14 protein-coding genes are annotated in these 12,278 nt (G+C 70.2%); 10 read left to right on the plus strand and 4 right to left on the minus strand.

From position 1 onward, the window contains the following. Nucleotides 1–46 precede the first annotated feature (46 nt). The 8 genes from deoC (at nt 47) to EKG36_RS11240 (ending at nt 6,228) form a co-directional block, all read left to right on the plus strand. Nucleotides 47–823 carry a deoxyribose-phosphate aldolase gene (gene deoC, locus EKG36_RS11205; RefSeq protein ID WP_126484087.1) on the plus strand — a complete coding sequence of 259 codons (777 nt, stop codon included), beginning with the start codon at nt 47–49 and terminating at the stop codon, nt 821–823. After that, nucleotides 823–2,151: a thymidine phosphorylase gene (gene deoA, locus EKG36_RS11210; RefSeq protein ID WP_126484089.1), complete on the plus strand. Its 1,329-nt coding sequence runs from the start codon at nt 823–825 to the stop codon at nt 2,149–2,151. Before deoC ends, deoA begins: the two co-directional genes overlap by 1 nt. Continuing rightward, nucleotides 2,148–3,392, plus strand: a complete 1,245-nt coding sequence (locus EKG36_RS11215) for a phosphopentomutase (RefSeq protein WP_126484090.1) — start codon at nt 2,148–2,150, stop codon at nt 3,390–3,392. The genes deoA and EKG36_RS11215 overlap by 4 nt, the downstream gene beginning before the upstream one ends. Beyond that, a complete protein-coding gene (deoD, locus tag EKG36_RS11220; RefSeq protein ID WP_126484092.1) occupies nt 3,392–4,123 on the plus strand; it encodes a purine-nucleoside phosphorylase in 732 nt (243 codons plus the stop codon). The genes EKG36_RS11215 and deoD overlap by 1 nt, the downstream gene beginning before the upstream one ends. Then, the gene (gene cdd / locus EKG36_RS11225; protein ID WP_126484094.1) at nt 4,120–4,545 is read left to right on the plus strand and encodes a cytidine deaminase; all 426 of its coding nucleotides are present in this window, start codon (nt 4,120–4,122) and stop codon (nt 4,543–4,545) included. The genes deoD and cdd overlap by 4 nt, the downstream gene beginning before the upstream one ends. A 90-nt stretch (nt 4,546–4,635) precedes the next feature. Then, nucleotides 4,636–5,043, plus strand: coding sequence for a gamma-glutamylcyclotransferase family protein (locus EKG36_RS11230; protein ID WP_126484096.1), 408 nt, complete (start codon nt 4,636–4,638; stop codon nt 5,041–5,043). Between the two features lie 41 nt (nt 5,044–5,084). After that, nucleotides 5,085–5,405, plus strand: a complete 321-nt coding sequence (locus EKG36_RS11235) for a hypothetical protein (protein WP_185827540.1) — start codon at nt 5,085–5,087, stop codon at nt 5,403–5,405. Between the two features lie 82 nt (nt 5,406–5,487). Further along, complete coding sequence (locus EKG36_RS11240; RefSeq protein WP_126484098.1) at nt 5,488–6,228, plus strand: dienelactone hydrolase family protein; 741 nt, start codon at nt 5,488–5,490, stop codon at nt 6,226–6,228. Nucleotides 6,229–6,339: 111 nt separating this feature from the next. Here the strand turns inward: EKG36_RS11240 and EKG36_RS11245 are convergent, their stop codons facing one another. The 3 genes from EKG36_RS11245 to EKG36_RS11255 form a co-directional block, all read right to left on the minus strand. Continuing rightward, nucleotides 6,340–7,272, minus strand: coding sequence for a homocysteine S-methyltransferase family protein (locus EKG36_RS11245; protein ID WP_126484100.1), 933 nt, complete (start codon nt 7,270–7,272; stop codon nt 6,340–6,342). A 194-nt stretch (nt 7,273–7,466) separates the two neighbouring features. Continuing rightward, nucleotides 7,467–7,709 carry a transposase gene (locus EKG36_RS21090; protein ID WP_126484102.1) on the minus strand — a complete coding sequence of 81 codons (243 nt, stop codon included), beginning with the start codon at nt 7,707–7,709 and terminating at the stop codon, nt 7,467–7,469. A 186-nt stretch (nt 7,710–7,895) separates the two neighbouring features. After that, nucleotides 7,896–8,264 (minus strand): glutaredoxin family protein, encoded by a 369-nt coding sequence (locus tag EKG36_RS11255; RefSeq protein WP_185827541.1) that lies wholly within the window; start codon nt 8,262–8,264, stop codon nt 7,896–7,898. A 183-nt stretch (nt 8,265–8,447) separates the two neighbouring features. On the opposite strand from EKG36_RS11255, the gene EKG36_RS11260 reads away from it, so the two are divergent. Both EKG36_RS11260 and EKG36_RS11265 read left to right on the plus strand, forming a co-directional pair. Next, nucleotides 8,448–9,515: a J domain-containing protein gene (locus EKG36_RS11260; protein WP_126484104.1), complete on the plus strand. Its 1,068-nt coding sequence runs from the start codon at nt 8,448–8,450 to the stop codon at nt 9,513–9,515. Nucleotide 9,516: 1 nt separating this feature from the next. Continuing rightward, nucleotides 9,517–9,930 carry a hypothetical protein gene (locus EKG36_RS11265; RefSeq protein WP_126484106.1) on the plus strand — a complete coding sequence of 138 codons (414 nt, stop codon included), beginning with the start codon at nt 9,517–9,519 and terminating at the stop codon, nt 9,928–9,930. A gap of 6 nt (nt 9,931–9,936) precedes the next feature. Here EKG36_RS11265 and EKG36_RS11270 read toward each other — a convergent pair whose 3' ends face one another. Then, nucleotides 9,937–12,276, minus strand: a complete 2,340-nt coding sequence (locus EKG36_RS11270) for a mechanosensitive ion channel family protein (protein WP_126484108.1) — start codon at nt 12,274–12,276, stop codon at nt 9,937–9,939. Nucleotides 12,277–12,278 lie beyond the last annotated feature (2 nt).

Raw genomic sequence — 12,278 nt, forward strand, 5'->3', positions numbered from 1 at the left:
CGGCCCCCGCCGCGGCGCCACTTTTCCCCCTTAACAGGACGATCCCATGACCGATCTGCAACGCGCTGCCCGCCAGGCTCTCTCGCTGATGGACCTCACCAGCCTCAACGACGACGACACCGATGCCACCATCGAGGCGCTGTGCCAGCGGGCCAAGACCCCGGCGGGGACGCCGGCGGCGGTCTGCGTCTACCCCAACTTCATCGTCCCGGCCCGCCGCGCGCTGACCGCCCACCGGCTCAACGACACGGTGAAGATCGCCACGGTCACCAACTTCCCCCACGGCAACGACGACGTCATGGGCGCCGCCCGCGAGACGCGCGAGGCGGTGGCCTCCGGGGCCGACGAGGTCGACGTGGTCTTCCCCTATCGCGCCCTGCTGGCGGGTGACGAGGCCGTGGGCCAGGAACTGGTCGAGATGTGCAAGGCGGCCTGCGGCGACAAGACCCTCAAGGTGATCCTCGAGACCGGCGAGCTCAAGGATCCCGCGCTGATCCGCCGGGCCGCGGAGCTCGCGGTCGCCGGCGGCGCCGACTTCCTCAAGACCTCCACCGGCAAGGTGGCGGTGAACGCCACTCTGGAGGCCGCCGAGATCCTCCTCGAGGTGATCCGCGACAGCGACCGCGACGTGGGCTTCAAGGCCGCCGGCGGGGTGAGCACCGCCGAGGATGCCGAGGCCTACCTGGCCCTGGCCGAGCGCCTGATGGGGGCGGCCTGGATCACCCCGGCCCACTTCCGCTTCGGCGCCTCGGGCCTGCTCGACGACCTGCTGGACACCCTCGGCCTGGCGGGTGGCGTCGCCGCTCTCGAGGCGAACTACTGATGCTGCCCCAGGAGGCCATCCGCGCCAAGCGCGACGGCCAGTGCCTGGACGCCGTGACGATCCGGGACCTGGTCGCCGGCATCAGTGACGGCGGCCTCGGCGACGCCCAGGTCGGCGCGCTGGCCATGGCCATCTATCTCAGGGGCATGGACGCCGCCGAGACCGTGGCCCTCACCGAGGCCATCCGCGACTCCGGCGAGGTGCTGGACTGGTCGGGACTCGACCTGCCCGGCCCGGTGCTCGACAAGCATTCCACCGGTGGCGTGGGCGATCTCGTCTCGCTGGTGCTCGGCCCCTGGGTCGCCGCCTGCGGCGGCCATGTGCCGATGATTTCCGGCCGCGGCCTGGGCCACACTGGCGGCACCCTGGACAAGCTCGAGGCGATCCCCGGCTATTCGGTCACGCCGGACACCGCCACCTTCCGGCGTCTGGTCAAGGACGTCGGCGTGGCGATCATCGGCCAGACCAGCGAGCTGGCCCCGGCCGACAAGCGCCTCTACGCGGTGCGCGACGTCACCGCCACCGTGGAATCGCTGCCGCTGATCGTCTCCTCCATCCTCGGCAAGAAGCTCGCCTGCGGCCTCGATGCCCTGGTGATGGACGTGAAGGTCGGCAGCGGCGCCTTTATGCCCACGCCCGAGGCGTCCCGGGAACTGGCGGAAACGATTGCCGAGGTAGCGAGCCGCGCCGGCACGCCGACCACGGCGCTGCTCACCGACATGAGCCAGCCGCTGGCGCCCTGCGCCGGCAACGCCGTGGAGGTCCGCGAGGCCCTGGCGGTGCTGACCGGCGAGCGTCGCGACGGCCGCCTGCTGGAGGTGACCCGCACCCTGGCCGCGGAAATGCTGATGGTCGGCGGGCTGGCCGCGGATCGCCCCAGCGCCCTGGCCAGGCTCGACGAACGCCTGGCTTCCGGCGCGGCCGCCGAGCGCTTCGCGCGCATGGTGGCCGGCCTCGGCGGGCCGGCCGACCTGCTCGAGGCCGCCGACCGCCACCTGCCCACCGCGCCGGTGGTGCGCGAGATTCGCGCCGAGCGCAGCGGCTACCTGCGGGCCTTCGATACCCGGGCGCTGGGCATGGCGGTGGTGGAGCTGGGCGGCGGGCGCCGCGCCCCCGGGGACGCCATCGACCCGGCCGTGGGCCTGGCCGACATTGCCGCCCTGGGCGAGCGGGTGGCGGCCGGCCAGCCCCTGGCGATGATCCATGCCAGAAGCGAGCCGGAGGCCGAGCGCGCCGAGCGCCAGTTCCTCGCCGCCCTCGAGATCGGCGAGACGGCCCTTGCCGAACCTACACTGATACACGACATCATTCGTCGGGAGGCCCCATGACCCGCGCCCTCGTGCTCGTCCTCGATTCCTTCGGCATCGGCGCCACCCCGGATGCCCCGGCCTTCGGCGATGCCGGGGCCGATACCCTGGGCCATATCGCCGCGGCCTGCGCCCGGGGCGAAGCGGATAGCGCCGAACGCCATGGCCCGCTCGCGCTGCCGAACCTGGGTCGGCTGGGGCTCTTCCACGCCCACCGCGAGAGCACCGGCGGCTGGGCCGACGGCATCACCCCGCCCGACGCCGTGACCGGCGCCTACGGCCACGCCCGAGAACTCTCCTCGGGCAAGGACACCCCCTCCGGGCACTGGGAGCTCGCCGGCGTGCCGGTGCGCTTCGAGTGGGGCTACTTCCTGGAGCGCGAGCACAGTTTCCCGACCGAGCTGCTCGAGGCGCTGGTCCGGGAGGCCGAACTGCCCGGCGTGCTGGGCGACTGCCATGCCTCCGGCACCGAGATCATCACCCACCTCGGCGAGGAGCACCGGCGCACCGGCAAGCCCATCGTCTACACCTCGGCAGACTCGGTGTTCCAGATCGCCGCCCACGAGGAGGCCTTCGGGCTGGACCGGCTCTACCGGGTCTGCGAGATTGCCCGGCGCCTGCTCGAACCCTACAACATCGGCCGCGTGATCGCCCGCCCCTTCACCGGCGACGACGCCGCGAGCTTCACCCGCACCGCCGCGCGCCGCGATTACAGCGTCGAGCCACCCGCCCCCACGGTGCTCCAGCGCCTGCACGACGACGGCGGCCAGGTGGTGGCGATCGGCAAGATCGCCGACATCTATGCCCACTGCGGCATCTCGCAGACGATCAAGGCCAGCGGTCATGATGCCCTGTTCGACGCCACCCTGGCGGCGCTCGAGGCGGCCGGCGACCGCACCCTGATCATGACCAACTTCGTCGACTTCGACATGGTCTATGGCCATCGTCGCGACGTGGCCGGCTATGCCGCCGCCCTGGAGGCCTTCGATGCCCGGCTGCCCGAACTGCTCGCGAGCCTGGCCCCCGACGACCTGCTGGTGCTCACCGCCGACCACGGCTGCGACCCCACCTGGACCGGCACCGACCACACCCGCGAGCACGTCCCGGTGCTGGCCGTGGGCGCGGGCCTCGCCGCCGGCTCGCTCGGCGCGCGCGCCAGCTTCGCCGACATCGGCCAGAGCCTGGCCGGACACTTCGGCCTGCCGCCCATGGACGACGGCGAGAGCTTCCTGCCGGCAAGTCCCAACCAAGGAGATCAGTAATGGCGACACCCCATATCCAGGCCGCCCGCGGCGACTTCGCCGATACCGTGCTGATGCCCGGTGACCCGATCCGCGCCAGGTACATCGCCGAGACCTTCCTCGAGGATGCCCGCTGCATCAACGAGGTGCGCAACATGTACGGCTACACCGGCACCTACAAGGGCCGCGAGATCTCGGTGATGGGCCATGGCATGGGCATTCCCTCGGTGTCGATCTACGCCAAGGAGCTGATCACCGACTACGACGTCAAGCGGCTGATCCGGGTCGGCTCCTGCGGGGCGGTCCGCGACGACGTGGCGGTGCGCGACGTGGTGATCGGCCTGGGCGCGAGCACCGATTCCGGCGTCAACCGCACCCGCTTCCGCGGCCACGACTTCGCCGCCATCGCCGACTTCGACCTCACCCGCCATGCCGTGGATGCCGCCGCGACCCAGGGCGTGCCGGTCAAGGTGGGCAACATCTTCTCGGCGGACCTGTTCTACAACCCGGACGCCGAGCTGGTCGAGACCCTGCGCCGCTACGGCATCGTCGGCGTGGAGATGGAGGCCGCCGGCCTCTACGGGGTGGCCGCCGAGTTCGGCGCTCGTGCCGCCACCATCTGCACGGTCTCCGACCACATCGTCAAGGGCGACTCGCTGTCCAGCGAGGCGCGCGCCACCACCTTCGACGAGATGATGACCATCGCCCTGGACAGCGTGCTGCGCGACGATGCCCAGGAGGCCGGCGCATGAGCGGGGCCATCGAGCGCGACATCGTCGAGGCGCTGATCGCCGTGCGCGACCGCGCCTACGCCCCCTACTCCCACCACCCGGTGGGCGCCCTGGTCGTCAGCGAGAGCGGCACCCGCTACACGGGAGCCAATGTCGAGGTGGCCCACTACAAGGGGCTCTGCGCCGAGGCCTCGGCCATCGCCGCCTTGGCCAGCGCCGGCGAGCGCGAACTGCGCGAGGTCTACGTGATCGGGCCGGGCGAGCACCTGTGCACGCCCTGCGGCGACTGTCGCCAGCGCATCCGCGAGTTCGCAAGCCCCGAGACGCTGATCCGGGTGGTCGACGCCGAGGGCCGGTTGCTGCGCCGCTACACCATGGACGAGCTGCTGCCGGACTCCTTCGGCCCGGAGAACCTGGGGCGTCCCTCGACCATGGGCGACTGAGGCAAGCCGCCGGCGGGTCTCACTTCGTCGGTGGCACTTTGGTAGACTGTGGCCCCGCCAGGCCCCCGCGCACGACAGGAGACCCGCTCCATGCCTGCCCCCGCCCTTGCCATCCGCCGCACCCCCCTGGTCGCCGTCTACGGCACCCTGAAGCGCGGCCTGCGCAACCATCACTGGCTGGACGGTGCCGACTTCGTGGGCGCGGATCGGCTCACCGACGCCACCCTCTACGACCTCGGCCCCTACCCCGGCGCCCGGCTCGAGCCCTCGCGGGGCGTCGAGATCGAGGTGTTCCGCGTCGATGCGTCGCTGCTTGCGGGCCTCGACCGCCTGGAGGACTACCGGATCCGGCGCCCGGCAAGCGGCACCTACGACCGCGTCGTCCATCCCACCGCCTTCGGGCCGGCCTGGCTGTATCTCTACAATCGCGACGTGGCGGGCTGCAGCGTGATCCGCGAGGGCGGCTGGTCGCCGCACGCCCGCCGTTCTGTGGTATAACCCCTGCCGATCTCTCGCATGCCACGACCAAGGAGAATGCCGTGGGCCGTCTCTTGTCCCTTATCGTGATCCTCGGCCTGGCCTATGGCGGGCTCTATGTCGTCTATGGCATGAGCGTCAAGGACGACGTCGAGCAGGCGCTCGCCGACGTCGGCCTGACCGCCCTGGAGGTGCAGGGCGTCGACTACGGCCCGCTGGCCCCCCTGAGCACGGAGGCGACGATCTCCGCCGACGTCAACTATCAGGGCGCCTCGGCTACCGTCGACCTGCGTCTGCAGGGCCATCCGCTGTTCTCGGACAAGATCCGCCTCGAGCTCAACGGCCTGCAGGCCCTGCGGCTGACCATCGGGGCGGGGCAGTAACGACCTCGTCAACAGGGCCGGCCCCCGGTTACGGTCGGTACTGATGACCGTTCATCCGCCATCGACGACCCGGAGCCCCTTCATGTCCCGCGCTATCGACATTCCCGCTGCCGACGGCATCATCGACGCCCATGTCTTCACGCCCGGCAACGCCGCCGGCCCGCTGCCGGCCGTGGTGCTGTTCACCGATATCGGCGGCCTGCGCCCCTGCTATCACGAGAAGGCCCAGCGGCTCGCGGACAACGGCTACGCCGTGTTGATGCCCAACGTCTACTACCGCGATGCGACCGGCACCGTCGTGCCGGAAGGCAAGTCCTTCCGCGATCCGGACGTGCGCCCGACGCTGCTCGGGTATGCCGAGCACCTGACCCCCGAGGCACAGGCCCGCGACTTCGTCGCCCTCCTGGACTGCATCGATGCCGAAGCCGAGTTCGCGGACAGCAAGGTGGGCGTGGTCGGCTACTGCATGACCGGGGCCTTCGCACTGCGCATGGCGGCCGAACACCCCGGCCGCGTGGCCGCCGCGGCCGGCTTTCACTCGGCCCGCCTGGCGGAGGCCGGCGACCCGACCAGCCCCGTGCAGGTGGTCGGCACCATCGAGGGGCGCGTCTACTTCGGCCACGCCGACCAGGACGAGCTGCTGCCCCCCGCGCAGATCGCCCACGTGGACGAGGCACTGGCCGAGGCCGGCGTGCACTTCACCACCGAGCTCTACAAGGGCGCCGCCCACGGCTTCACGGCCAAGGACGCGCCCTCCTACGACGCGGCCGCCGACGCCCTGCATCACAAGCGCCTGGCCATGCTGCTGGAGGAGGCGCTATGAGGCCGGGCATGAATTGACTGGCCTTACCGAGATTCACGCCCTGCTGGCCTCGACCGACGCCCTGGGCTACAGGCGCCCGTTGCGGGTCGGCCGAGGCACGACGACGACCCCTCACGAATCCGCTGACGGGCGGGATGGGGCCGGGAGGTGGTATCCCATGACGATCAAGCGTTCAGCCAGGGTGGCAATATGCGCCGGACTGACCTCGCAGCAGCCGCCGACGATAGTCGCGCCCAGCTCAATCCACCGACAAGCATGGTCGGCATAGCCCTCTGGATCCAGATCCTTGCGTGTCTCCAGTGCCTTCACCGTGCCGCCGGGCTTGAGGTCAGCCGCCGACATGAAGCCGTTGGCGTACCCCCCGAATGGCACGCCAAGGCCAGCAAGCTCGTCCATCGCGGTCGTGACCGCCTCAGGCACCGAACAATTGACCAATATCGCCTCGGCACCGGCCTCTACCGCCCCCCGGGCCGCCTCGACCAGCGGCTCGCCGGAGCGCAGACGCGTGCCATCGTGGTCTTCCACCGTGAAGGCGACCCACACCGGGATACCAGACTCCACCGCCGCGAGCGTCGCGGCACGCGCCTCGCGCATGAGGGACATGGTTTCACAGAGGAAAAGATCGACCCACTCGGCCTGGGCCTGCACCAGTCGGCGATAGTCGCGCAGGCAAGTGACGTCGTCCGGCACGACTTCGGGGTGATAACTCGCGACCAGCGGAGGTAGGCAGCCCGCAATGCGCACCGCCCGACCGCTTTCCTCACGCACCTGGCGAGCGGCGTTCAGCGCCGCGGCATGCAGCGGCGCGAACATGCCGGCATCACCGTCACGCGCAAGGCGCTGCGGTGTCGCGCTGTAGTTGTTGGTCGTGATGACCTGGGCACCGGCGTCGATGAAGTCACGGTGGACGGCGGTGACCAGCTGCGGTTCGTCCAGCATGACCTGCGCGGACCACAGCGGAGTGGCAGGGCGATCGCTGCGCCGCCTGAGCTCCTGGCCCATGCCTCCGTCCAGCAGCACTACGCGGTGTTGTTCAGAGCTCATCCGATCACTGCCCTTCTGTTTTTGCCAATGAGTTGTCAGCCGGGATATTGCCCCGCGACCCTAGCCGTTCGAGTTTGCCTGCTCAAGCCCCTGCCGGCTCAAGGAATGGCGCCGTATGGTACCAACCAGTGCCCCGACCGCCGCGCGCGTGGCCCGGATCGGTATGAAATCGATCATTCAGGTATCCACATCCATCAGTCCGGTTCACGCCGCTCGTCAAGGAGCCGATCAAGGGCTGCCTCAAAGGTGCCGTCCTCTCGCCATTGCCGAAACCGGTCGTGGACCGTCTTCCAGGGGCCATACCCTTCCGGGAGGTCGCGCCACTTGGTGCCAGAGCATAGCGCCAGCAATTTCCGTTCAGCACTTCGCGGTCCTCCCGGCGGGGACGGCCCAATGGCTGGGTAGGCGAGGCAATGTCCTCGATCGTCTTCCAGCATTGATCGGAGAGCGCGTAGCGTCCTGCCATGCGCGATGATTCAGTTGCGGCATGGGTCATAGTAAAACCCGACGTTTCAACAAACCGGAAGCGAATGAGGAGCCAGCCGCAATGGCTCTTTGAGCTTTGATCCAGCCCAGGAAAGCGACGAGGCGCTGCGTTGATGCACCTCGACGGGGTCGCCTCGCTATTCGCCGAACTGCTCCCTGAGGTAGTCGATGATGACCTGGGCGCCGTAGAGCCAGCGCTCCTCGCCCTGCGGCTCGCGAATATACAGGCAGGGCACCTCCAGCTTGCCGCCCTCCTCCTTCAGGGCCCGGGTATTCTCGGGGTCGAGGCGCACGTCGCGGGTCTCGATCTCGAGACCCAGCCGGGTGATCTCCCGCCTGACCTGGATGCAGTCGGGCTCGCTCCAGGCCTGGTAGAGGGCCAGGGTCTCGCAGGCCTGGTCCACCTCGGCCTGCTGTGCCTCGCTGCGCGACACCTGCCGGGAAGTGCCGAGCTTGTCGGCCACCCAGATCACCGGCGCCAGCAACGTCCGAATAACAGAACGCATGATGTTCCTCCCTACCATCAAGATTTGACGCCCGTCGCCGATAACGGATGGTCGTCCCCGCGATCGGCGAGCGCCGGACCTTCTGGCCCCCGAGATTACGCTAGCATATCGTGGCCCCGGGCTTGGCAAGGCCCGGAGCCAGTAAAACCATGAGCCCCCAGGCCCACCGACAAGAGTCAGGGAATGACCGCCGCCCGCTTCTCCCCCTTCGAACTCCTGCTGCTCCAGAGTCGCGACCAGGCCGACACTGCCGCCCTGCTGCTGCTGGCCTGGGTGCTGACCCAGCAGGGGCCGGTCGGGGAGTCCGAGCGCGCCCACCTCACCGCCCTGACCGGAGCCTTCCGCCACGGCCATGAGCTAGCCCCCGTGCTGGAGGTCGCCGCCAGCCAGGACCTGGGCGCCATCCAGCTCGCCGCCGAGGTGCTGCAGAAGGAACTCCACGGAGAGACGTCCCGCGCCTTCCTGCGCCTGGCCGTCACCCTGGCCACCGAGGAAGCCGAACCGACCCTGGCCAATCATCATGTCCTGCGCTTCCTGGCCGACCTGCTGGGTGTCGCACCCGCCGAATTCGCCGCGCTATATGCCTCCCAGGCGGGCCGCCCGCTGCGCGAGCCGGGCGATCCCAGCCGCCACGCGTACTGGCAGCGCCGCGAAAAGGGTGCCCGGGAACGCCGTCGCAAGCCGCCGCCCGGCAAAGGCGACGAGCCCCAGGACGAGACACAGGAAGCGATACGCAAGCGCCAGCGTGACGAGCGGGCGGAAGCCCGCCGCCAGGCCCGCGCGGCACGGGCGCAAGCCAGGCACGAGCAGCACAAGGCCAAGGAGCAGGCCCGGGCCCGGCAGCGCGCCGAACGCGAAGCCGAGCGACGCCACAAGCAGGCCCGGCGCGAGGCCGAGAGAGAGCGCCAGCGGGCCGAGCGCGAGGCAGCGCGACAGCGCCGGCAGGCCCACCGTGAACGCCGGCGGGAATCCCATGACGAGCGCCGGCAACGCTCGAGGCCGGGGGGCGACGGGACTCACCATGCCCACGCGCGGGCCACGGCGCCCGACCCGAGAATCCGCAGCGCGCTGACCGTGCTGGGGCTGGAGCCCGGTGCCAGCCGCGGCGAGATTCGCAAGGCCTATCGCCGCCTGGCCCAGGCCCACCATCCGGACCGTTTCCACCGGGAGGGCGAGGCCATCGTCGCCAGCGCATCCCGGCGCTTCCAGCGGATCCGCAAGGCCTATGACTTCCTGATGAAGGTGAGCTGAGATGCGCGACCTCTATCAGCGGCTGCGCCTGGCCCCGGGGGCCGACGACGCCCAGATCGCCGCGGCCATTGCGGCCTGCGAGCATACGGCGCTCAAGGCCGATGCCGACGCGGTGCTGCAGACCGAATGGCGCCGCGCGGAGTATGACGCCCTGCACGACACCCTCGCCGATATCGGCCGGCTGCGGGCCCGGCTGGGCTTGACCCATGCCCCCTACTGGCGGGCCGGGCCCGCCGACGACTTCTCGCTGCCGCCGGGCCCGCCCGGCTCCCGCCTCGAGGCACTGATGGGGCGCCTTGAGCATGCCGCCCGCCGCTACAACCGCTGGCGCCGCCTGCATGCCCCCTGGTTGATCGCCGGGCTGGTGGCACTGGCGCTGGGCGCCGGCGTCATGCTGGGTCGCTGGATGCCGTGATCCCGGCTACTGGCCCGGCGACGGGTCTGGCGAGGCCCCCCGGGCATTGGTGTCGCCGCCCGGGTCGGCCACGCCGGCCTCGCCCGGCTCGCGGCCCGCGGCATCGCGGGCCTCGCCCCGCTCTTGGCTGCCGTCCAGGCGGCCGCCGCCCATGCCCTCCATGCTGACGCTCAGGCGTGGCACGCCCAGGTCCAGGGCCTGCTCTTCCATGCGCTGCTTGAGCAGCAGGTTGAAGGCGCGGGCCACGTCCCACTGCATCTCCGGCGAGGTGCGAAAGCGCATGCGCAGGATGGCGCAGCCATCCTCGAAGTGGTCGATGCCCTGCATCTCCAGCGGTGACCAGATATGGTGACGCATCATCGGATCCTGGCGCAGCGCCAGGGCGGTGTCGTGCATCAGGTCGGTGGCCTTGTCGATGGGCATGTCGAAGGGGATGCGGATCTTCATCAGGGCGATGCCGAACTGCCGCGACATGTTATGGATCGACTCGATGCGGCTGAAGGTGATGATGTGCACGATGCCATCGAGATCGCGCAGCCGCACGGTGCGCAGGGTCAGGCCCTCGACGGTGCCCATGTGGCCGTTGATCTTGACGAAGTCGTCCACGGCCAGCGAGTCCTCGATGAGGATGAAGATACCGGTGATCAGGTCCTGGACCAGGGTCTGGGCACCGAAGCCCACGGCCAGGCCGATCACCCCGGCACCGGCCAGCAGCGGCGTGACGTTCACGCCCAGGTTGGCCAGCCCGACGATGGCCGCAATGATCACGATGGTGGCGAAGATGATGTTGCGGATCATCGGCGTGATGGTCTGGGCGCGGGCCTGGTTGACGCGCCGGCCGCGGGAGCGTGCCGAGGACACCAGGGCCCGCTGGATCGCCGTGTCGGCGAAGATCCATGCCAGCCAGGCCAGCAGCACGGTGAAGCCGATGCCCAGCAGCGCCTGGCCGATGCGTACGCTGGCCACGCCCTGCTGGCCGATGCCGACCAGCGAACCACCCCAGACCTGCAGCGACAGCTCGGCGAAGGCGATCCAGGCCAGCACATGGGACAGGGCATAGCCGAAGCGCTCCAGGCGCCGCCGGTAATCGCTCTGGCGCCGTCGCTTGGAGCGGCGCTCGGCATGGCGGCGGATCAGACCGGTCACCACCAGGGTCAGCACCAGCAGCGAGGCGGAGATGATCGAGCGGGCCAGGGCCGTCCCCACGTCGCCGCCGGTCACGAAGATCGCCAGCAGCGAGCCCCACACCAGCATCAGGGCCGGCACGTGCCACAGGCCGCCGACCACCCGGGCCACCTCGGTGGCCCCGCTGCGCTCGCGGCGATAGCGATAGGAGCGGTTGCCGATCAAGTGCTTGATGGGGCGCTTGAAGCGCAGGATGAAGCGTCCGCTAAGCAGCGCCGCCAGGGTGTTGGCCAGCACCGAGAGCAGGCTGGCCAGATCACTGCCGAGCAGCTCGGTGAGGCGCGACGAGTTGAGGGCATCGCCCAGGGCGATCAGTGCGCCGATGATGAACAGCGGGCGCAGGGCGCGGTGCTGGAGAAGCTGCACGGCGGTGAAGCGGTGTCCCCGGGTGAACACCGAGATCACCGACTCCACCACCACCGACAGGGTGCGCCCGCACAGGGCCACATAGGCGATCACCAGGGAGGCGGTGCGCCCGGCGCTCTCCGGCACCAGCTGGGCGATGCCCAGCACCATGGCGAACGCCAGCGCCCAGGGCAGCATGCGGCGCAGGAAGTGGATCGCCAGCAGGCCGCCCTTGGGTTCCCGAGGCAGGTCCAGGGGCCACCCCCGCCGCTGGGCCAGCATGCGGCCCAGGGCGATGAGGATGATCAGCAGGCCGGCCCAGATCACCGTCAGCACGGCCATCTCGATCACGAAGCGCAGCAGCTCGGTGTTGCCGGTGTTCACTACCAGCGCCGATAGCTCCGACCAGCCCTGGCGCAGCTGGCGTCCCCACTCGTCGAGCGGTGAGCGCCCCGACTCGGCCTGCTCGCCCAGCGCGTTGAAGGTCTCGGCGAGCGCCCCCAGCAGGCCCTGCGGGGTCGCGATGCCTTCCTGGTCCACCACCTCCTCGTTGGCCTGGCGCAGGGCCTCCAGGTTGGCGAGCAGCTCCCCGCGGCGCTGCTCATTCTCCAGGGTGTCGATGATCCGCTCCAGAGACGCCTGGAAGGCCTCGGGATCGTGCCCCTCCTCGGTCTCCCCGCCCCCCAGGGCGGACAGCGGCAGGGACTGCGCCGCCGCCGCCAGGGGCAGCAGCACGAGCACCAGGGTCAACAGGCCTCGCAGGGCATCGCGTAGGCGGGGCAGGCTTGGCAACGTCGGGTCTCCCTTGTGTGGCATGC

The organism is Halomonas nitroreducens (assembly GCF_003966155.1).
In the GTDB taxonomy this organism is placed as follows: domain Bacteria; phylum Pseudomonadota; class Gammaproteobacteria; order Pseudomonadales; family Halomonadaceae; genus Halomonas; species Halomonas nitroreducens.